Below are 19840 nucleotides of genomic sequence, written 5' to 3'. Positions count from 1 at the left end.
TTCGAAACTATGTTCACCGAGATTCCGGCATCCGATCGGGACCGTCTCGGGCATCGTCGACGACGGCGAGAGCGAGCTCGCAGAACATCGATTCCGCCCACGAGAACCAGGCGCGGGAGAAGACAGCCGGGTCGTCGATGTCGATGCTCTCGTGGATGTGTCCCGTGCCGGCATCCGTGGCGGCGATCACCGCGAGAGCGCGCGCACGGTCTTCGGGGGAGCCGACGAGCCCTTCGACGACGAGCGCGATCGGCCAGACCCGGCGATCCCGCGTATGCGGACTCCCGATACCGGTCAGCGCGGTCCCGGAGAACCAGTACGGGTTCGCGGGGCTGAGGATCACATCGCGTGTGGCCGCCCAGATGTCGCGATCGAGCACATCCGGCGCGATGAGGGGCAGGGACAACAGCGAAGGAGTGTTGGCGTCGTCCATGATGAGCGCACCGCCGAATCCATCGACCTCGTAGGCGTAGATCGCGCGCCCGTCGGCGGACGCGACCACCCCGTGCGCGTGCACGCCGGCCCGCAGCTCGCCGGAGAGTCGTCGGGCATCGGCGGCCAGCGCGGCGTCGGCGAGGACCTCGTCGGCGATTTCCGCGATGTTGCGAAGCGCCTGGGAGGCGAAGAGGTTCGCGGGGATGTTGTAGCCGTAGGTGCAGGCATCGTCCGAGGGGCGGAAAGCGCTCCAGGTCATGCCCGTGTCGGCGACAGCCGACCCGCGTCCCCCTCGGGCCAGCGTCTCGGTGGGGATCGCGCCCGGCCGTTCGAACCGGTACGGAGAGCGGTCGTGGTGCTGTTCCTCGCGCAGTTGCGTCACGATCGAACGCAGCACGTCGGGGGTTCCGTCCTCGACGAGGAACGCGCTGCGCCCGGTGCGGCGCCAGAGCGCGTGCGCCAGCGTGACCGGATAGCAGAGGCTGTCGACCTCGTACTTCTGCTCCCAGACGGCGGGATCGTCGCAGACGTCGTCCGGGTCGTAGTGTGCGCCGGTCGGTCCGTCGTTGAAGGCGTTCGCGTAGGAGTCGTGCGCGATGAACGTCATCTGCCGACGGACCACACGCTCCACCAGGTCGGCCAGCTGCGGGGCGCGGTCGACGAATCGCAGGTACGGCGTGAGCTGGGTCGTCGAATCACGCAGCCACATCGCCGGGATGTCGCCGGTGATCACGAACACCCTCCCGGTCGGGTCGATGCCCACGGTGTCGGTGAGGGTGCGCAGCAGCGCGGCTTCGACCAGGTCGCCGATGCGCGTCCCGCACAGCTCCCGGACTTCGTCGGCCGCGTGGCGGAGCAGCCCGCGCGTGTGAGCATCCGGCGTGAACGCGGTCAGCTCTCCCATCCGGTGCGTCCCTTCCCATCGGTGATCCGCACGGCGACCGCGTCGGCGGGGGGATCGTGAGTGGATGCCGTCCAGGCGAGCACCTCCGCGGGCGCTGCCTCCGGGCGGCCTGCCGCCCAGGACCCCAGTTCATCCGTGCCGAGGACGAAGGGCAGCACCGCGCCGGACCGCGCCTCGACGCGCACGCGGCGGACGCTGAGCAGCGTGCGTCGGCGCGGCCGCAGTCCGCGCTCGTGTCGTCTGCCGTACAGCGGCACGGCGAGCGAGACGGCTGAGTCGGAGGAGTTGACGATGTCGGCGTGGAGGGTGACCGTGTCGCCGTCGTTCAGCGCGTCGGTCGCGATCCCGGGGTCGGCGGGGCGCAGGGTCACCGTGATCCCGGCCGGCGCTCCGGCACCGAAGAGCTGACCGACGGGGATGCGGGCGTCGACGTACCCGCGCGCCGTCTCCATCCGCTCGTCGTGGGCGACGGGGAGGACACCGTCCGCGCGCGGGTGCGTGGCCGGCAGGAGTCCGCCACCGCGGCCGCCGGCGATCACGTCGACGATGGCCGCCCCGCCGGCGGGCCCGGGGAACGGAGACACGATCAGGGCGTCGCAGAACGGGATCAGCTCGTCGAGCGGTCGAGGGCGACCGTCGATCAGCACCGCGATCACCAGCGGAACGGCGGCGCGGGCGGCGCGGAGCAGGGCGAGCTGCTCGGCGGGCAGGGCCAGGCGGGAGAGATCGACGCCCTCGCCGTTCGTGGTGTCCGGCGCCGGTCCGTCGACAGCGCCGTTGTCCGCGAATTCGTCCTCGTAGCTGCGCCTGCTCGTTCCTCCCAGCACGACGACAGCGGCCGTCGCGCCGGCGAGAGCGTCGTCGACGGCGGCGGTCGCCTCGTCGGAGAGCGCTGTGCGATGGCCCGACCCCTGCGCGTACCTCACGTTGCCGACACCGTGACGCGCCTCGAGAGCGGAGCGGACCGTGGAGACACCCGGATCGTCCTGCGGGCGCGGAGGGGTGTAGTCGCCCAACTGTGCTTCGAGGTCATCGGCGTTGGGGCCGATCACCGCGACGACGGCCGAGGCCGGGAGGGGGAGTGCGTCGTCGTCGTGCACCAGCACGCAGGCCTGGGCCGCCGCGCGAGAGACGAGCGCGATGAACTCACGGGTGGTCGCGGCGTCCGGCTCCGCTGCGTGGTCCCTCGATATCGACCCGTCGAGCAGTCCCACGCGCTCCTTGAGGGCGAGCACCCGATCGGCGGCACGCGTCACGTCGGCCTCATCGAGGATCCCGCGCTGGACCGCCTCCTCCACGTGGGTGAAGGCCTCGTCCCACAGGCTCAGGTCGACACCCGCATGGATGGCGAGCGCGGCGGCGGTGGCCGGATCCGGTGTGCTGTCGCGCAGCCGATCGACAGCGGTGCCGTCGGCCATGACGATGCCCGTCCAGTTCCAGTCGTCGCGCAGCGTGCCGGTGAGCAGGTCTCTGTTCGCGGTGCAGGCGACGCCGTCGATGTCGTTGTATGCCGCCATGAATCCGGCGACACCTGCTCGAGCGGCGGCGTAGGCGGGGCGCAGGTGGATCTCGCCCAGTTCCCGCCGACCGATCGGCGCCCCCGATCCGTTCCTGCCGCCGATCCCCGCGCCCTGGGCGGCGAGGTGCTTGGCCACGACGGCGATGTGGTCGCCGTCGATCCGGCCGTCCGATCGGGAGCCCTGCATACCTCGCACCGTTGCCTCCATGAGTGCGGCTGCCAGGGCGGGGTCCTCGCTGAAGCACTCCTCCGCCCGCCCCCATCGAGGGTCCCGCAGGATGTCGAGTCCCGATACCAGAGCCACGTGAGCGCCGCGGGCCCGGGTCTCGGCGGCGATGTGCGCCGCGAGCTGCGCGGTGAGCTCGGGGTCCATGCCTGCGCCCAGCGCCAGGTTCACCGGCACGGTGGTGCCGCCGAGCGCCATGAGTCCGTGCGGCACCTCCTCCACGAAGAGCGTCGGCAGCCCGGCGCCCCGAGTGCGCACGAAATCCTGCACGAGCTCATAGGTCTCCGCGCTGCGCGCGGGTGGGATCCCGTTGCTCCAGCGCACCTGCGACCAGGGGTCGGCGCGGAGCACGCCGTAGAGGGCGCCGATGCCGCCCCAGCGGTCGACCGCGCGCCGCAGGACATCGGTGATCCGGGGAGCGCCGTCGACCCAGCGGACGGCCTCCCACCCCTTCAGGCGCTGGTTGATCTGGCCGACCCGTTCGCGGAGCGGGAGGGTCGCCGACGACGGGGTCATCCCTTGATCGCCCCCGAGACGAGTGCCCGCTGCATCTGCCGCTGCAGCACCGTGTACACGAGGTACACCGGCAGCAGTGTCAGGAGCGTGCCGGCCATGAGCACGCCGTAGTCGGTGCCGGCGTCGACCTTGAGCGTGGGCAGAGCGACCTGGATGGTGCGCTGAGCGGTGTCGGGACCGATGAGGATGAGCGGATAGAGGTAGGCGTTCCAGAAGGACAGGAAGTTCAGCAGCAGCACGGTCGCGATGCCGGGGATGCAGATCGGCAGGTACACCTGCCGCAGCACCTGCAGCGTCGTCGCCCCGTCCATCGACGCCGCCTCTTCCAGCTCGCGCGGAATCGTGCGCATGAACGCCGTGAGGATCACGATCGAGAGGGGGAGGGCGGTGGCGGGAAGGAGCAGCACGACGAAAGTGCGCGTGTGGAACAGGCCGACCGACGCCGCCAGGAGGAAGGTCGGGAAGAGGGCGGCGAAGGAGGGGATCAGGAAGCCGAGGCTGAAGGTCGTCTCGATGATCCTGCCCAGGCGACCCTTCGCACGGGCGAGCGCGAACGACGCAGGCAGCGCCAGCACCAGGGTGAGCGCCAATGCGCCGACCGTCGTGAGGGCGGAGTTCGCGATCGCCAGACCCAGATCCGCCTGACGGAACGCGGTGGTGAAGTTCGAGAAGTCCCAGGTCGTGGGAAGGGCGAGGGGGGACTCGAAGATCTCCTCGTTCGACTTGAACGACGACGAGATGAAGTAGTAGAAGGGGATGAGCAGGGCAGCTGCGTACAGCCACGCGAGAGCGCCGCTGGTGAGGGAGCCCACTCGGTCGCGGAGGGGGAGGACGGTGCGTGATGCCATGGGAGAGATCCTTCGTCCGATCAGTGGGTGGCGCGCAGCGTGCGACGGATCAGCCACATGCCCAGCAGCCCGAGGATGAAGAGGATCACCCCGACCGCCTGGCTGTAGCCGAGATCGGTCTCGACGAACGCCTTGCTGTAGATGAGATACGACAGTGTCGTCGTCGACGTGCCGGGGCCGCCCTGAGTGAGCAGCAGCACGGTCTGCGCCGAGTTGAACAGCAGCGACAGGAACTGCAGCATCGTGACCACGCCGATGAAGTCCTGGGCGATGGGCCAGTACATCCGCCACGCCACGCGCCAGTCGCTCGCACCGTCGACGCGCGCCGCCTGCACGATCTCGGTGTCGACGCCGTCGAGCCGGGCGGCGATGAGCACGGCGGAGTATCCGATCCCGCTCCACAGCTCGACCGCGATGATCGCGCCGAGCGCCGTGTTCGGGTCGGCCAGCCAGGCGTTGCCCTGCAGTCCGAGCGGGGTGAGGATGCCGTTCACGAGGCCGTCGGGGTTCAGCATCGCGTAGAAGACCATCGCCGTGGCCGGTGCCGACATGAGCGCCGGGATGAACAGCAGATAGCGCAGGACCTTGTGGCCGCGCGGCTTCTGGACCACGTAGAAGGCGAGGAGGAACGCCAGCACGATCATGATCGGGAGCCCGATCACGATCTGCAGGGCGGAGTTGCCGAGCGCGGCCCAGAAGGTGGTGTCGGTGAACACCGCGCGGAAGTTGTCCCACCCGGCGAACGTGGGCGTCTCGAGCATCCCCGGCCAGTCGAGGAACGCGATCACGAAGATCGCGATGACCGGCCCGATCATGAACACCGCGTACCAGATGAGGGCGGGCAGGGCGAGGCCGGGGAACCTCTCGCGCAGGGGCGATCGTCGGGAGGGAATCTGAGCGGGGGGAATCGGGGGCAGCTGTGCCGTGGTGTCCGGCGTCGCGATCGCAGTCATGGTGTCCTTCCGGGCCGTCAGGCCGCGCGGTATGCCTTCTCGAACGTGTCGATGATCTGATCCGCGGACGCGCGGCCGTAGGCCATCGCCGTGGCCCGGATCATGGGTTCGAACACGGAGTCCGGAATGAGCAGGTCGGGCAGCATGACCGGCGTCACCTGGTCGGTGGTGAGCTGGGAAGCCTGGGCGACCAGGGGGAAGTCCTTGCTGACCACGTCGGTGATGCGGTTCATGTCACGCCCCGATCCGAGGATGAAGTCGCTCGTGACCTCGGGCGAGTAGAGGTTCTGGATGAAGGGCTTGAGCAGATCGAGCTTCTCCGCACCGTTCGCGCTGATCCAGATGCCGTGACCGTTGTAGCTCTGGATGACCGTGGGGTGATCGACGACGCCGCCTCGCGAGGGCTTCGGCCATCCGCCCACGACGACTTCGGTCGCGCGCTCCGCGGGGACGAGCGCGAGAGCCGACGACATCGCCGGTACGATCGCCGCCTTGCGGGTGTTGAACTGCGTGAGTTCGGAGTCGGATGTGTAGCCCTGCACATTGTCGACGAAGACGCCGGCGTCCCGCAGCTCGACGAAATGCTCGACTCCGGCGACGGCTCCGGGGAATTCCGAGAGCTTCCCGGTCGAGAACGCCTGCTTCACCTCGTCCCTGGTGAGGAAGCCCTGGAGGATCTGGAGGAACATCTTCTGGCCGCTCCAGTCCGACCCGCCGACGGTCACCGGGCCGATCCCCTTCGAGCGCAGCGCGTCGGCGACGGCGATCAGTTCATCCGACGTGGTCGGCAGCTGCACCCCTGCTTCTTCGAGCAGGCCGGTGTTGAACGACACGGGCCAGTTCGTCCGGGTGAAGGGGAACGCGCGCAGGCGGCCTTCATCGTCCGTCCACTCCTCGAGCGCCTCGGGAATGATCTTGTCGCGAAGGTCCCATTCGTCCAGCAGGTCCTGCACGGGCACGGTGGCGCCGAGTCGAGTCCACGAGAGCGTGCGGCCCTGAAGGTTCACCATGGCGATGTCGGCTTCTTTGCCCGCGAGTGAACTCGTCTCGAAGACGATCGGCAGGTCGGAGCCGTTCTTCAGCAGGGCGACGGGTGTGTCGGTTGCCCGCGTGTAGGCGGCGACCACGTCCGAGAACACCTGGGCTCCCGACACCGCACCGCTCAGCTGCGTGTGCACGGAGATCGATCCGGCGACGCCGGAGGTCGGCATGAGGGGCCCGCATCCGGTGAGCAGCGGGATCATCACTCCGCCGCCGATCACGGTGCCGAGAAAGGTGCGTCTGTCGATGCCTTCGGTCATGAGACCTCCTGAGAGCTGCGGTGCGTCTGTGGGGGACGATGTGCGCCAGACGTTCTTTGTATAGCGGTACACATCAACGTGCGATTAATGTATACCGCTTTACAAGATCGGGTCAACCCCCTAATCTCGGTGGTGATGAACGACAACAGACCTGCCAGGGCGACCATCGCCGCCGTCGCTGCCCGTGCCGGAGTATCTCCGTCGGCGGTGTCGCACGTCTTCAACGGGCGCCCCAACGTCTCGGCCGCCACCGAAGCCCGCATCCGTGCCGCCGCCGACGAGCTGCACTGGCGCCCCAACTATGCGAGCCGCAAGGTCAGCGGTCGGGGCGGGAGGAGCCTCGGCCTGGTCGTCGCCCGCTCCGGAGACACCTTCGAGCGCGACCCGTTCTTCATGCGTCTGATCGCCGGCCTCACCGAACCGCTCGCCGAGATCGGCTGGTCGCTGTCCCTCACCCTCGTGCGGGCCGAGGACGAGCAGCGCGTCTATCGGGAGTGGTGGAGCGAGCAGCGAGTGGATGCGTTCCTCCTCGTGGACGTTCGCGATGCCGATCCCCGTATCGGTCATCTGCGAGAGCTCGGTGCTCCTGCCGTTCTGCTCGGGTCTCCGGTCGACGACGCGGTGCCGGCGGTGACCGTGCAGGACGACGCCGCGTACGACGAGGTTCTCGAGCATCTGGGGGCACTCGGCCACCGAGCCCTCGCGCGCGTCAGCGATTCGCCGGGGCTGCTCCATTCCCGCGATCGCGACCGCCGCTTCTCGGACGCCGCTCGTGAGCACGGCATGATCCCGACCATCCTGCATTGGGCGCCCGAGGCAACGGATCCCGTCGAGGACATCCTTGGACGGCTCGGCGACGCCACGGCGCTCCTCGTCGACAGCGAGGCGATGGCAGCCGAGATCATCGCGCACGCACCCGAGCTCGGCGTCCGGATTCCGGAGCAGCTGTCCGTGATCGCCTGGGAGGACTCCTGGGTGTCGACCCTCGTCCGCCCGCGGATCACCGCACTGGATGCTCCGGTGGAGGAGAGCGCACGCACAGCGGTGAAGCTGCTCGCACAGCTCGTCGACGGAGAGCCCGCCGCGTCGCAGGTCGTCTCTGCGCGCCGCCTGATCGTCCGTGAATCCACAGCCCCGGCCCCCATGACCCCGCAGACCGCAGATCGAGAAGGATGACACACCCGTGACTGACCGCACTCCGCGTTTCGGAGCGAACTACACCCCCTCCCAAGACTGGATGTTCCAGTGGATGGACATCGACGCCGATGCGGTCCGAGCCGATTTCGAGGCGCTGGCCGACCTCGGACTCGATCACGTCAGGGTGTTCCCGCTCTGGCCTGTGCTCCAGCCGAACCGCACCCTGATCCGGCGCAAGGCGCTGCAGGACATCGCTGTCGTGGCCGACGTGGCTGCCGAATTCGAGCTCGACATCGCCGTCGACGTCATCCAGGGCCACATGTCCGGGTTCGACTTCGTGCCCGCCTGGCTCGTCAACTGGCACGAGGGCAACATGTTCGTCGACGAGGCGGCCATCCAGGCGCAGGCCGCGCTCGTGAGCGCCGTCTACGACGCCGTGCGCGACCGACCCAATCTGATCGGACTCACGCTGGGCAACGAGCTCAACCAGTTCCAGCTGCCGAACCCGGCGGCGATGCCGGCGGACAGCGATCAGATCGCCCACTGGCTGACGACGCTGCTGGAGGCGCCGGTCGACCCCGACCCGCGCCACCTGTTCACCCACAGCGAGAACGATCACCTCTGGTACCGCGACGGGCATCCGTTCCTCCCGGAGCACGCGTCTCGGCTGGGGGACATCACGACCGTCCACTCCTGGATCTTCAACGGCACGGCGAAGCTGTACGGCGGGCTGTCGTCGCAGTCGGTGCGTCATGCCGAGTGGATGATCGAGCTCTCGAAGGCCTTCGCCACGGATCCGCAGCGACTGGTCTGGCTCCAGGAGGTCGGGGCGCCGTCGATGAACCTGACGGATGCGGAGATGCCGGAGTTCGCCTCCCGCACCGTCGAGGCCGCGCTCAGCTCGCCGGGCCTCTACGGCATCACCTGGTGGTGCTCGCACGACGTGTCCCGATCCCTCGGCGACTACAAGGATCTGGAGTACTCCCTCGGTCTTCTCGACGTGGACAACGCCGTCAAGCCGCTCGGGCGCAGGTTCGCGGAGCTGGTCGCCGACGCGCGCGCCGGAGCGGGAACCACGGTGCTGCCGCGGACCGTCGGTGTGGTGGTCGATGTCGACGACGACGATCTGCCGACCTCGCGCGCCGACCTCGCCCCCGGCGGACGGGTGTTCGAGCGCTGGCACGATCTGCGCGCGCAGGGTCGACCGGTGACGGTGGTGACATCGCGCACGGCCGCAGACCCTCGGGCGCTGGCGGATCGAGGCATCACTGCTCTCGACACGGTTCCGAACCGGGTGGGCTGAGCGCTAATCCCAGATGGGGTCGTCGGGGTCGGGGGAGTCCGTGCCGTCGGCGTCGGTCATGATGCGCGCGTCGGCGATCCATGACGTCAGCGAATCGTCGTGGAGCATGTGCGGTCGCGGTGGGCCGAGCAGATCGGGGTTCGTCACGACGTCCAGCGGCGCATCGCTCGCGAAGACGACGACGTTGCCGAGTGGCCCTTCGTCATCGTTCGGTTCCGCGTCGAGAACCACGGCGACGTGATCGAACACCGAGCGCAACGTGGCCGCCTGTCGCCGTGAGTACTCGAACGGATGCCCGTCGAGCAGGTTCACCGCCACGACGCCGTCTGCGGCGGAGCGCGCGGCGACCCGGCGGTAGAACTCCTGACTGGCCACCCGATGTCGGATGACGGCGGCATCCCAGAGGTCGACGACGGTGAAGCGTGCATCCGTCCACTCGTCCGGGAGCTCCGCGTCGGCGACCGCTCGCGCATCGCCGAAGATGACCCGCAGATCGGCGCCGGCGGGCAGGGGCAGTGCCGCGATCACCGCTTCGTAGAGAGCGGGCTCGAACTCGACCACGAGTTGGGGTGATCCGGCACGCGTGGCCTCGACATAGCGCGCCAGCGTGAGTGCTCCGGCTCCCAGATGCACGGTGAACAGCGGTGCACCGGGCTCGGCCGCCGCATCCATCGCTCGGGCGATGTGCCGGGTGTAGTCGTATTCGAGCTCGGTGGGCTCCGTCATCGACACGACGGACTGCGGAATCCCATCGACGCTGAGTTCGTAGCGACCGGGTCGCTTTCTCGACTGCACCAGCTTCGCCTTGCGATTGTCGAGCATGAGCGAGAACACCCGGCGATTCCTTGGCACCCCTCGATTTTAGGCTGGCCGCCGCACACATCGCGCGCGGCTACCCTGGAGGGAACATGGCACATCTTCTCGGGGCTGAAGCCCTGCACCTCGAATATCCGACCAGGGTCGTCTTCGACTCCGTGACCCTCGGCATCGAAGAGGGTGACCGCATCGGCATCGTCGGCCGCAACGGCGACGGAAAGTCCAGCCTCCTCGGCATGCTCGCCGGCATCAAAGAGCCGAACTCCGGCCGCGTCACGGTGCGCGGCGGCACGCGTATCGGTGTGCTCGACCAGGCCGACAACCTGCCGGACGACCTCACGATCAGCGCCGCCGTGGTCGGCGACACCCCGGAGTACGAGTGGGCGGGCGACGCGCGCATCCGCGACGTGATCGACGGGCTCCTCACCGACCTGCCGTGGGATGCCGAGATCGGCTCGCTCAGCGGTGGCCAGCGGCGTCGAGTGTCGCTCGCGAAGCTGCTCACCGGCGACTGGGACGTCATCGCCCTCGACGAGCCCACCAACCACCTCGACGTCGAGGCGATCACGTGGCTCGCCGCGCATCTCAAGAAGCGCTGGTCGCAGAACTCGGGCGCGCTCATGGTCGTGACCCACGACCGGTGGTTCCTCGACGAGATCTGCACCGAGACCTGGGAGGTCCACGACCGCATCGTCGAGCCTTTCGAGGGCGGCTACGCGGCGTACATCCTGCAGCGCGTCGAGCGCGATCGGATGGCCTCGGCGACCGAGGCGAAGCGTCAGAACCTCGCCAAGAAGGAGCTCGCGTGGCTCCGTCGCGGTGCTCCCGCCCGCACGGCGAAGCCGAAGTTCCGCATCGACGCGGCCAACGAGCTCATCGCCGACGTGCCCGAGATCCGCGACAAGGTGTCGCTGCAGTCGCTCGCCGTCTCGCGCCTCGGCAAGGACGTGGTCGACCTGCTCGACGTCGGCGTGACCTACCCGACGGCGGATGGCGGCGAGAAGGTCGTGCTCCGCGACATCGAGTGGCGCATCGCGCCGGGGGAGCGCACCGGCATCCTCGGGGTGAACGGCGCGGGCAAGTCCACCCTCCTTGGACTCATCTCCGGCACCGTCGAACCGACCGTCGGCCGCGTCAAGCGCGGGACGACCGTGAAAGTGAAGACGCTCACCCAGCGGCTCGACGAGCTCACGCAGTACTGGAAAGACCCGGTGCGCGTGATCATCTCGGGGCTGCGCACCTCGTACTCGATGGGTGCCGGCTCCAAGGCGCAGGATCTCACGCCCGGGCAGCTGCTCGAGCGGCTCGGGTTCGACTCTGCCCAGCTCTCCACCCCGGTCAAGGACCTCTCGGGTGGCCAGCAGCGCCGTCTGCAGCTGCTGCTCGTGCTGCTCGACCAGCCGAACGTGCTGATCCTCGACGAGCCGACCAACGATCTCGACACCGACATGCTCGCCGCGATCGAAGACCTGCTCGACTCCTGGTCGGGCACGCTCCTGGTCGTCAGTCACGACCGGTACTTCCTCGAGCGCGTCACCGACCAGCAGTACGCGATCCTCGACGGACACCTGCGCCACCTCCCCGGCGGGGTCGACGAGTACCTGCGACTGCGCCACCTGCAGGCGTCGGCGGGCTCGAAGCAGACCGCGACGTCAGCAGCGACGGCGACGGCGACGGCAGCCGCCTCAGGTCTCGACGGTGCCGCTCTCCGCACCGCGCAGAAGGAGATCGCCTCCCTCGAACGGCGCATCCAGAAGCTGACGCAGCAGGTGAACGCCGCCAAGACCGCGCTCGCCGATCACGACCAGGCCGACTATGCGGGCCTCGGCGATCGCATGAAGAAGATCAGCGATCAGCAGGCCGAGATCGAGGAGTTGGAGCTGCGCTGGTTCGAACTCACCGAGGAGATCGGCTGACAGAGGAATATCCTTCTCCTGACGCTGTTGGGAGGTAGGGATGGAAGGCCTCGAAGTAACAGTCCTGCTCGGACTCACGATTCTCGTCGGAACCCTGATCGCCCCGCGCGTGCGTCTCGCGCTGCCCCTCGTCCTGGTCATCTTCGGGCTGCTGCTCGGCTTCGTGCCGCAGCTGCGCGAGGTGCAGCTGCCGCCCGAGACGGTGCTGCTGCTGTTCCTCCCGGTGATGCTGTTCTGGGAGAGCCTCACGACGTCGCTGCGCTCGATCCGCCGCGACTTCCGCTACATCCTCCCGATGAGCACGGTGCTCGTGGTCGCGTCGGCCTTCGCGGTCGCCGGCATCGGGGTGCTGTTCGGGATGCCGTGGGAGATCGCGCTCATCTTGGGGGCCGCGGTCGCCCCGCCGGATGCCACGGCCGTCGCCGCGCTCGGGCGGCTGCTGCCGCGCCGCATGTTCATGAAGCTGAAGGCCGAGAGTCTCACCAACGACGGCACGGCGCTCGTGCTGTACGCGATCGCGGTGTCGCTCGCGCTCGGCGGCCAGATCACCCCGCTCTCGGTCACGCTCGACGTGCTGATCTCGTATGTCGGCGGGATCGCCGCCGGTGTCGTGATCGCCGGTCTGGGGTACCTGCTGCTGCGGCGCACCTCCTCGACGATCGTGATCAACGTCGCGCTGCTGCTGATCCCGTTCACGGCGTTCCTCGCGGCCGAGATGATCCACGCCTCCGGGGTGCTCGCGGTCGTGGTGGCCGGGCTCATCGTCGCCTATGTCTCGCCGCGGGTGACCACGGCATCCTCCCGCCGACAGGCCGATGCGGCCTGGCCGTTCGGAGTGTTCCTGCTCAATGGCGCCCTGTTCGTGCTGATCGGCCTCGAGGTGCAGTACGTGGCGCACGAGATCTCGGTGGCGGCGATCGGCCGCCTCGTGCTGATCACGCTCGCGGTATGGGCGACCCTCCTGGTCGTGCGCTACGTGTTCCAGGTGCTGAACGTGCTCTTCCAGCGCCAGGGCGGGGGGCGTCCGGCGCGTGGAGCCCGGTCGCGGGCCCGCGTCGTGTCCACCGTGGCCGGCATGCGCGGTGCGGTCTCCCTCGCGATCGCGCTGTCGGTCCCCGCCACGGTCACCGACGGCGGTGCGGTGTCGGGACGCGACGAGATCGTGTTCGTCACGGCAGGGGTCATCCTGTTGAGCCTGCTCGTGCAGGCCCCGATGCTCCCCGCACTCGTCCGCTGGGCGCGGTTCCCCGCCGACCATGTCGAGGACGAGGAGTACGAGCTCGCCGAGCGGGCGATCTCGGGGGCGGCGCTCGCGGCCCTCGACGACCTCGCCGCCGAGCATGGCATCGGGCAGGAGGTCCGCGACCGTGTGCGCACCGAGGGATACGCGATGCTCGAGTTCGCGAACGCGCGCACGCTGGCGCGCGAGCAGGCGATCGTCGACGCGGAGGCCGACGCGCTGGACGAGATGCTCGGCGAGCCCGATCCGCTGAGCGCCGGAACCGCTGATCCGACCGAAGAAGATCCGGCACCGAGCGGGGGAGTGGATCAGGCCACGGGGCCCGATGGCACCGACGGGACGGTCCTGCAGATGATCGCGACCTCGGCCGACGTCGACCTCGCGCAGCGCTCGCCGCTGGTTCGGCACGAGGAGCACACGCGCCTCAAGCTCGCCCTCATCGACCGCAAGCGCGAGGTGCTGCTCGGCCTCCGCGGCGCCGGCACCGTCGACGACATGGTCGTGCGCCGCATCTCGGCTCGCCTCGACCTCGAGCAGGTGCGTCTGCAGGGGATCGAGGAGTTCGACTGACCCGCACCCGAGCGGGCTGTGACGCCGTGTGACGACTCGATTCCGCACGTTCGAGGGTGCCTGCCTAACGTATTCGAGTCCCCCCAAGAGAGGAACTCCTTCCATGTCACGCCGCACCACTTCCGTCATCGCCGCGCTCGCCGCGGTCCCGCTCTTCGTCGCACTCGCAGGCTGCGCGACGGCATCCTCCGAAGCCGGTTCCGGCAGCGCGGGCTCGACCGAGGACAAGGTCGTCAAGATCGGCGTCGTCGGCAAGGGCGACGAGCAGTGGCCCGCATTCGTCGATGCCGCGGCCGAGGAGGGCATCACCGTCGAGCTGGTCGACTTCGGCTCCTACGAGCAGCCCAACCCGGCGCTCAGCGAGGGCGAGATCGACCTCAACCAGTTCCAGCACATCGTGTACCTCGCGGAGTACAACAACGCCTCGGGCGCGGACCTGACCCCGATCGGGTCGACCGCGATCTACCCGCTCGGCCTGTACTCGACCAAGTACGACGATGTGAAGGACATCCCGAAGGGCGAGACCGTCGCCGTCCCGGACGACGCCTCCAACCAGGCCCGTGCGCTGAACGTGCTGCAGCAGGCCGGCCTCATCGAGCTGAAGAGCGGCGGCACTCCGTACTCCGACCTCGCCGATGTGGACACCGAGAAGTCCGAGGTCAAGGTCAAGGCGCTGGAGGCCGCGATCGTTCCGACGTCGCTCCCCGACGTCGCCGCGGCGATCATCAACAACGACTTCGTGGAGCCGGCCGGTCTCTCGTTCGAGGATGCGATCGCCCAGGACGACCCCGAGGATGCCGGCGCGCTGCCGTACGTGAACATCTTCGCCGCGCGCGCCGACGATGCCGACAACGAGACGTACCTCAAGCTCGTCGAGATCTTCCAGACGAACGAAGAGGTCCAGAAGGGCCTGCTGAAGTCGTCGGGCGGCACCGCCGTGGCGCTGCAGACCCCGGTCGACGACCTCGTCGCCTCGCTCGAGAAGGTCCAGAAGGACGCGGACTCGAAGAAGTAGGACGACGGGGAATCCCCCCTTCGTCCGATGAGGGAGAATCGGGTGCCGCGAACTGCGTCACCCGATTCTTCGTTCCCGAAGCAGACCGGAGCAGCCCATGCCGATCGTCACCCTGACGAACGTCTCCAAGACCTATCCGCCTCGAACCCGTGAGGGGTCCGAGGTCGTCGCCGTCGACGACGTGTCCCTCGAGATCGAGAAGGGCGACGTGTTCGGCATCATCGGCTACTCGGGCGCCGGCAAGTCCACGCTCGTGCGGCTGATCAACGCGCTCGAGCCGGCGACGAGCGGCACCATCACGGTGGACGGCGTCGACATCACCGCGCTCAAGGAGAGCGAGCTGCGCAAGGTCCGCGGCGGCATCGGAATGATCTTCCAGCAGTTCAACCTGTTCTCCTCGCGAAGCGTCAAGGCCAACATCGCCTACCCGCTCAAGCTCGCCGGCTGGTCCAAGGACGACATCGAGAAACGGGTCGCCGAGCTGCTCTCCTTCGTCGGCCTGGCCGACAAAGCCAAGGCCTACCCCGAACAGCTCTCCGGCGGGCAGAAGCAGCGCGTCGGCATCGCCCGCGCGCTCGCGACGGGCCCCGCGATCCTGCTCGCCGATGAGGCCACCAGCGCTCTCGACCCGCAGACCACCCACGAGGTGCTCGACCTGCTCAAGCGGGTCAACCAGGAGCAGGGCGTCACGATCGTGATCATCACGCACGAGATGGACGTCATCCAGACCATCGCCACCCGGGTCGCGGTCATGGAGAACGGTCGTGTGATCGAGCACGGCGATGTGTTCGACGTCTTCTCCGCTCCGCAGAATCCGGCATCCCAGCGATTCGTCGGCACGGTCGTGAAGGGCGTGCCGTCGCCAGCCGAGCTCGCGGTGCTCCGCGAGCGTCACCGCGGCCGCCTGGTGACGTTCTCGTTCCGCGACGGCGACTCGTCGCAGGCGCAGGTGTTCCTCGATCTCGCCGGCGCGGGCCTCGACTTCGAGCTCGTGTTCGGCGGCATCAACGACATCCGCGGGCGCGCCTTCGGGCATCTGACGCTCGCGATCCGGGGTGACGCCGCGGCGATTGACGGGGCACTCGCCCGCATCGCCGAACGCGTCCAAGTGCTCGAGATCGCCGGAGAGGAGGCCCGCTGATGGAGCGTCTGAACGAACTGTGGCCCGAATTCTGGGCGGCCGCACTCGAGACCCTGTACATGACGTCGTTCGCGCTGGTGCTCGGCGGCATCCTGGGGCTGGCGATCGGCATCATCCTGTACGTCACGCGCCCCGGTGGCCTCGCAGCGAACCGGGTCGTCTCGGTGCTCGCGAACCTCGTGGTGAACTTCTTCCGCCCGATCCCGTTCATCATCTTCCTCGTGGTCGCGCAGCCGCTGGCGCGCGCGGTCGTCGGCGTGGGCATCGGCACGACCGCCGGCGCCTTCATCATCGGTCTGGCCGCCGCGTTCGCGATCGGGCGCATCGTGGAGCAGCACCTCGTGTCGGTCTCGCCCGGAGTCATCGAGGCGGCGCGGGCGATGGGTGCCGGTCCGTGGCGCATCCTCTTCACCGTGGCCATCCCGGAGTCGCTCGGTCCGCTCATCCTCGGCTACACGTTCATCCTCGTGGCGCTGATCGACATGACGGCCATGGCGGGCCTCGTCGGCGGTGGCGGGCTCGGTGCGTTCGCGCAGATCTACGGCTTCCGGCAGTTCGAGCCGCTCGTCATGTGGGCGGCGATCGTCCTGATCGTGGTGTTCGTGCACCTGGTGCAGATGCTCGGCACGCGCCTGGCCCGCAAGGTCATGCGTCGCTGACGGGTGCTTCCTGCAGGGTGCGACGCGTGGTGAACACCCGGTCCGCGCCGCTGATCGGGTCCACGAAGCGCAGCTCGCGCGCCAGGAGCTGCAACGGGCGGTCGTAGTCGTCCGGCAGGTCTTCCTGCAGCTCGGGGTAGAAGCGGTCGTTCAGGATGCCGATGCCGAGGGCGGCGAGATGCACCCGCAGCTGGTGCATCTTGCCGCTGTGCGGGCGCAGCAGGGTGTGCAGTACGCGCTCGTCGGCGCGGATCAGCTCGACCAGCGTCTCCGAGTTCGGCTCCTTGGCGTCGTCGACCTGCACGCGTACCTGGCCGCGGAGCTTCTCGATGTTGTTGCGGTAGACGACGGGGAACGCGGGGAGAGGCCGGTCCGCGGGAAGCGCGGACACCGCCTCGTAGACTTTCTGCACCTGCCGCTTCTCGAACAGCAACTGGTAGGCGCCACGGGTGGCGGGGCGCGTCGAGAACATCAGCAGCCCGGCGGTGGCGCGATCCAGCCGGTGGATCGGCGCGAGGTCGGCATTGTCGAGCAGGTTGCGCAGCCGCACCAGCGCGGAGTTCTGCAGGAACTTGCCGCCCGGCGTGGTGGGCAGGAAGTGCGGTTTGTCGACGACGACGAGATGGTCGTCCTGGTGCAGGATCTCGACCTCGAACGGCATCCGGGTCTCGACGGCGGGTTCGCGGTAGTACCAGACGAACTCGACGCTGCCGAGTGCGGCGTCGCGGGGGACCGGAGAGCCGTCGGCCCGCACGATGTCGCCGCGGTCGAACCGTTCGAGCAGACGCTCCGGATCGAGGTGGAAGAAGCGCTCGACCATGTACGCGGCGACCGTCGGCCAGGAGCCGGTGAGCGGCACGTGCAGTCGGGTGGCTCCCACGCCGTCGCGCACCGGGAGGGGAGAGGGCATGCCCATCAGTCGGCCTCCGGAGAACAGTGTCGCGGGTCGCGAACGGGATCGTCCCAGCCTAAGCGAACCGCGACGCTGTTCTCCGTCGGTCAGAGGGCGCCCGCAGCGAGCCAGTCGTCGAACGACGTCGGAGCCAGGCGGGCGTCGGGAGCGGGGAGGAGGACCTCTCCGGCGAACTCGACGCCGAGCGCGGCGTCTCGCCACGCGGCACGCAGCGGCAGCTCTCGTCCGCGCGCCGCGAGGGTGCGGCGAGCCATGTCGACCGCGTCCTCGGTGCGCGGCCCCGCGATGTCGAACGATGCGGAGAGCGGCGCTTCGACGGCGGTCGCGACCAGCGCGGCCGCGACGTCTGCCGGGGCGATCGGCTGCAGCAGGAGCGGAGGGACGATCCCCTCACCGTCGACGACGGTCCACTCCGCGATCATCGCCGGGAAGTCGTGGAACTGGGTGGCGCGCACGATCGTGAAGGGCATCGCGCCGGCGGAGACCTCGCGCTCCTGGGCGCGCTTGCCGAAGTAGTGCGGGTTTCCGGCGACGGAGTCGAGTGCGGCGATCGACAGCGCGACATGGTGGCCGACGCCCGCCTCGGTCTCGGCCGTGAGGAGGTTGCGGGTGATCGTCGCGAAGGCGTGTTCCGCCTCGGCGATGTCGGCGACCGGGGGATTGGTCGCGTCGATCACGGCATCGACATCCTCGAGCCGCTGGCGCAGACCGACGCCGGTGAGCAGATCGATTCCCTCGCCGCGGCTCAGGGAGACCGCGACGTGTCCGGCTCGCGCTAGCTCCGCCACGACCAGTCGTCCGATCCGGCCCGTTCCACCAGCCACTGCGATGCGCATGCTCACTCCTCAATCATGGATATTACGTGTCCACAATAGGGGGAGGTGGATACACTGGGCAAGTGAAACTTCCGGAGACATCCGAATGGGTGCTGCACACGGTCGCCGTGATCGCGCAGCTCCCCGGAGGGGCGACCGTCTCCGGGGCGCAGCTGGCAGAGCACTTCGGTGTTCCGGGCCCGTACCTGTCGAAGCAGCTCGCCAAGCTCGTGCGCGCCGGCATCCTCACCGGCAGCACCGGACCCCGCGGTGGGTTCCGCCTGGCCAGGGAGCCGGAGCGCATCAGCATCCTCGACCTCGTCACCGCGGTCGACGGCGCCGCCGATCCCTACGTCTGCCGTGAGTTGCGGCAGCAGGGGCGCGGGGCGGCGCGACCCGAGGACTGCACACGGCCCTGTGCGCTCGCCGCGGTCATGCGCCGGGCACACGAGGCATGGCGAGAGTCGCTGGCGGGCGTCACCGTCGCCGAGATCGTCGCAGGTCTTCCGGTCGGCGTCCCGGAGAAGAACCGCCGGTTGCTCCTGGAACCCGCACGCTGAGACAGCGGCGCGGCGAGCTCAGGAGCAGCCGCTCACGTGTCGAAGCTCAGACTCAGCTTGCGCAGCAGTCCGGCGAGGCGATCCCGGTCCGAGCGCGAGAGCGCCTGCAGCAGGTCGGCCTCCACGTCGACGAGGCGGGTGATGGCGGCGTCCACCCGGATGCGTCCGTCGTCGGTCAGGATCACCAGCACGCTGCGTCCGTCGCCGGGGTCGGCCTCGCGGCGCACGAATCGGCGGCCGACCAGTCGGTCGATCCGGTTGGTCATCGTGCCGCTCGAGACCAGGGTCTGCTGCAGCAACTGCTTGGGGGAGAGCTGGAACGGCGCGCCTGCGCGGCGCAGGGCCGAGAGCACATCCCACTCCCAGTGCTCCAGGTCGCTGCGACGGAACACGTCGCGGCGGGCGCGGTCCAGATGGCGCGAGAGGCGGTCCATCCGGGAGAGCACCTCGAGGGGTGAGAAGTCGAGGTCGGGACGCTGCGTGTTCCACGCGCCGACGATCCGGTCGACCTCATCCACCTCGCTCATCCGCCCATTATCGCGTGTGCGGGTCGTGCGCGACGGACGCCTCCGGCAGGTCGAGGGTCATGAAGGTGCTGTACGGGTCGGGGAGGTAACGGCCGAACGGGCCCGATTCACGGAACCCGACCGCCGCATACATCCCGCGTGCGGGGATGAAGAAGTCGTCGCTGCCGGTCTCGAGCGAGAGTCGGCGGATGCCGCGCTCTTGCGCATCGGCGAGGAGGAAGGCCAGCATCGACTTCCCGAGTCCTCGGCCGCGCAGCGCCGGATCGGTGCGCATCGACTTGAGCTCCTCGTGGCCGTCTTCGACCGTGACCAGCGCGCCGGTGGCGACGGGGCGGTCGTCGATCGAGCCGGCGAAGAGCCGGACACCGGGGGCGAGCAGGCGCTCGAAGACCAGCGCATGACGGCTCTCCGCGGGCGCGGTGTGCTCCAACTCGGCGTGGTGGGCGACCAGGAATTCTGCGAGGGCCGGGGTCGCCGTCTCGACCCTTTCGATCACGATGCTCATGGTGTCAGCATTCCAGAGCAG

18 protein-coding genes are annotated in these 19840 nt (G+C 68.9%); 8 read left to right on the top strand and 10 right to left on the bottom strand.

Annotation, left to right across the window (positions count from 1 at the left end; translation table 11 throughout):
• Nucleotides 1-13: 13 nt before the first annotated feature.
• Genes BQ2383_RS05815 through BQ2383_RS05795 form a run of 5 tightly spaced genes read right to left on the bottom strand, consistent with a single transcriptional unit; the run spans nt 14 to nt 6702 of the window.
• Nucleotides 14-1339 carry a glycoside hydrolase family 125 protein gene (locus tag BQ2383_RS05815; protein ID WP_091030993.1) on the bottom strand — a complete coding sequence of 442 codons (1326 nt, stop codon included), beginning with the start codon at nt 1337-1339 and terminating at the stop codon, nt 14-16.
• Entirely contained in the window at nt 1327-3600 is a 2274-nt protein-coding gene (locus BQ2383_RS05810) for a glycoside hydrolase family 3 protein (RefSeq protein WP_091030990.1), read from the bottom strand. Before BQ2383_RS05810 ends, BQ2383_RS05815 begins: the two co-directional genes overlap by 13 nt.
• A complete protein-coding gene (locus BQ2383_RS05805) occupies nt 3597-4448 on the bottom strand; it encodes a carbohydrate ABC transporter permease (RefSeq protein ID WP_091030986.1) in 852 nt (283 codons plus the stop codon). The genes BQ2383_RS05810 and BQ2383_RS05805 overlap by 4 nt, the downstream gene beginning before the upstream one ends.
• 20 nt (nt 4449-4468) lie before the next feature.
• A complete protein-coding gene (locus BQ2383_RS05800; protein ID WP_091030982.1) occupies nt 4469-5401 on the bottom strand; it encodes a carbohydrate ABC transporter permease in 933 nt (310 codons plus the stop codon).
• 17 nt (nt 5402-5418) lie between these two features.
• Nucleotides 5419-6702, bottom strand: coding sequence for an ABC transporter substrate-binding protein (locus tag BQ2383_RS05795; RefSeq protein ID WP_091030977.1), 1284 nt, complete (start codon nt 6700-6702; stop codon nt 5419-5421).
• Nucleotides 6703-6837: 135 nt separating this feature from the next.
• On the opposite strand from BQ2383_RS05795, the gene BQ2383_RS05790 reads away from it, so the two are divergent.
• Both BQ2383_RS05790 and BQ2383_RS05785 read left to right on the top strand, forming a co-directional pair.
• Nucleotides 6838-7878 (top strand): LacI family DNA-binding transcriptional regulator, encoded by a 1041-nt coding sequence (locus BQ2383_RS05790; RefSeq protein ID WP_091031295.1) that lies wholly within the window; start codon nt 6838-6840, stop codon nt 7876-7878.
• 7 nt (nt 7879-7885) lie between these two features.
• Nucleotides 7886-9142 (top strand): glycoside hydrolase 5 family protein, encoded by a 1257-nt coding sequence (locus BQ2383_RS05785; protein WP_244175909.1) that lies wholly within the window; start codon nt 7886-7888, stop codon nt 9140-9142.
• A gap of 3 nt (nt 9143-9145) precedes the next feature.
• On the opposite strand, the gene BQ2383_RS05780 is transcribed toward BQ2383_RS05785, so the two are convergent.
• Complete coding sequence (locus BQ2383_RS05780; protein ID WP_140403306.1) at nt 9146-9994, bottom strand: spermidine synthase; 849 nt, start codon at nt 9992-9994, stop codon at nt 9146-9148.
• 56 nt (nt 9995-10050) lie between these two features.
• Here BQ2383_RS05780 and BQ2383_RS05775 point away from each other — a divergent pair, with 56 nt between their 5' ends.
• From BQ2383_RS05775 to BQ2383_RS05755, 5 genes are all read left to right on the top strand, one after another.
• Entirely contained in the window at nt 10051-11874 is a 1824-nt protein-coding gene (locus tag BQ2383_RS05775) for an ABC-F family ATP-binding cassette domain-containing protein (protein WP_091030969.1), read from the top strand.
• 40 nt (nt 11875-11914) lie between these two features.
• Nucleotides 11915-13684: a Na+/H+ antiporter gene (locus BQ2383_RS05770; protein ID WP_091030966.1), complete on the top strand. Its 1770-nt coding sequence runs from the start codon at nt 11915-11917 to the stop codon at nt 13682-13684.
• Nucleotides 13685-13787: 103 nt separating this feature from the next.
• On the top strand, nt 13788-14699 hold the full coding sequence (locus BQ2383_RS05765) for a MetQ/NlpA family ABC transporter substrate-binding protein (protein ID WP_091030962.1): 912 nt from the start codon (nt 13788-13790) through the stop codon (nt 14697-14699).
• Nucleotides 14700-14796: 97 nt separating this feature from the next.
• Entirely contained in the window at nt 14797-15840 is a 1044-nt protein-coding gene (locus BQ2383_RS05760) for a methionine ABC transporter ATP-binding protein (RefSeq protein ID WP_091030959.1), read from the top strand.
• Nucleotides 15840-16499, top strand: a complete 660-nt coding sequence (locus BQ2383_RS05755) for a methionine ABC transporter permease (RefSeq protein ID WP_091030955.1) — start codon at nt 15840-15842, stop codon at nt 16497-16499. Before BQ2383_RS05760 ends, BQ2383_RS05755 begins: the two co-directional genes overlap by 1 nt.
• On the opposite strand, the gene BQ2383_RS05750 is transcribed toward BQ2383_RS05755, so the two are convergent.
• On the bottom strand, nt 16486-17409 hold the full coding sequence (locus BQ2383_RS05750) for a pseudouridine synthase (protein WP_208617625.1): 924 nt from the start codon (nt 17407-17409) through the stop codon (nt 16486-16488). The two genes, BQ2383_RS05755 and BQ2383_RS05750, sit on opposite strands and share 14 nt — an antisense overlap.
• A gap of 89 nt (nt 17410-17498) precedes the next feature.
• Nucleotides 17499-18248, bottom strand: a complete 750-nt coding sequence (locus BQ2383_RS05745; RefSeq protein ID WP_091030948.1) for an SDR family oxidoreductase — start codon at nt 18246-18248, stop codon at nt 17499-17501.
• A 62-nt stretch (nt 18249-18310) separates the two neighbouring features.
• Between BQ2383_RS05745 and BQ2383_RS05740 the strand changes: the two genes are divergently transcribed.
• Nucleotides 18311-18787, top strand: a complete 477-nt coding sequence (locus BQ2383_RS05740; protein ID WP_091030945.1) for an RrF2 family transcriptional regulator — start codon at nt 18311-18313, stop codon at nt 18785-18787.
• Between the two features lie 32 nt (nt 18788-18819).
• Here BQ2383_RS05740 and BQ2383_RS05735 read toward each other — a convergent pair whose 3' ends face one another.
• On the bottom strand, nt 18820-19314 hold the full coding sequence (locus BQ2383_RS05735) for a MarR family winged helix-turn-helix transcriptional regulator (protein WP_091030941.1): 495 nt from the start codon (nt 19312-19314) through the stop codon (nt 18820-18822).
• A 7-nt stretch (nt 19315-19321) separates the two neighbouring features.
• A complete protein-coding gene (locus BQ2383_RS05730; RefSeq protein WP_091031289.1) occupies nt 19322-19819 on the bottom strand; it encodes a GNAT family N-acetyltransferase in 498 nt (165 codons plus the stop codon).
• Nucleotides 19820-19840 lie beyond the last annotated feature (21 nt).

Origin of the sequence: Microbacterium oxydans (genome assembly GCF_900095745.1) — a bacterium.
In the GTDB taxonomy this organism is placed as follows: domain Bacteria; phylum Actinomycetota; class Actinomycetes; order Actinomycetales; family Microbacteriaceae; genus Microbacterium; species Microbacterium oxydans_B.
Note: the sequence above shows the minus strand (reverse complement) of the source record. Positions and strands in the feature narration are given on the sequence as shown.

What these genes read in the sequence shown, in the direction of transcription:
- BQ2383_RS05745 (WP_091030948.1), bottom strand. Translation starts at nt 18,248, where the DNA reads ATGCGCATCGCAGTGGCTGGTGGAACGGGCCGGATCGGACGACTGGTC.
- BQ2383_RS05790 (WP_091031295.1), top strand. Translation starts at nt 6,838, where the DNA reads ATGAACGACAACAGACCTGCCAGGGCGACCATCGCCGCCGTCGCTGCC.
- BQ2383_RS05770 (WP_091030966.1), top strand. Translation starts at nt 11,915, where the DNA reads ATGGAAGGCCTCGAAGTAACAGTCCTGCTCGGACTCACGATTCTCGTC.
- BQ2383_RS05765 (WP_091030962.1), top strand. Translation starts at nt 13,788, where the DNA reads ATGTCACGCCGCACCACTTCCGTCATCGCCGCGCTCGCCGCGGTCCCG.
- BQ2383_RS05795 (WP_091030977.1), bottom strand. Translation starts at nt 6,702, where the DNA reads ATGACCGAAGGCATCGACAGACGCACCTTTCTCGGCACCGTGATCGGC.
- BQ2383_RS05775 (WP_091030969.1), top strand. Translation starts at nt 10,051, where the DNA reads ATGGCACATCTTCTCGGGGCTGAAGCCCTGCACCTCGAATATCCGACC.
- BQ2383_RS05810 (WP_091030990.1), bottom strand. Translation starts at nt 3,600, where the DNA reads ATGACCCCGTCGTCGGCGACCCTCCCGCTCCGCGAACGGGTCGGCCAG.
- BQ2383_RS05805 (WP_091030986.1), bottom strand. Translation starts at nt 4,448, where the DNA reads ATGGCATCACGCACCGTCCTCCCCCTCCGCGACCGAGTGGGCTCCCTC.
- BQ2383_RS05755 (WP_091030955.1), top strand. Translation starts at nt 15,840, where the DNA reads ATGGAGCGTCTGAACGAACTGTGGCCCGAATTCTGGGCGGCCGCACTC.
- BQ2383_RS05730 (WP_091031289.1), bottom strand. Translation starts at nt 19,819, where the DNA reads ATGAGCATCGTGATCGAAAGGGTCGAGACGGCGACCCCGGCCCTCGCA.
- BQ2383_RS05735 (WP_091030941.1), bottom strand. Translation starts at nt 19,314, where the DNA reads ATGAGCGAGGTGGATGAGGTCGACCGGATCGTCGGCGCGTGGAACACG.
- BQ2383_RS05750 (WP_208617625.1), bottom strand. Translation starts at nt 17,409, where the DNA reads ATGCCCTCTCCCCTCCCGGTGCGCGACGGCGTGGGAGCCACCCGACTG.
- BQ2383_RS05760 (WP_091030959.1), top strand. Translation starts at nt 14,797, where the DNA reads ATGCCGATCGTCACCCTGACGAACGTCTCCAAGACCTATCCGCCTCGA.
- BQ2383_RS05800 (WP_091030982.1), bottom strand. Translation starts at nt 5,401, where the DNA reads ATGACTGCGATCGCGACGCCGGACACCACGGCACAGCTGCCCCCGATT.
- BQ2383_RS05815 (WP_091030993.1), bottom strand. Translation starts at nt 1,339, where the DNA reads ATGGGAGAGCTGACCGCGTTCACGCCGGATGCTCACACGCGCGGGCTG.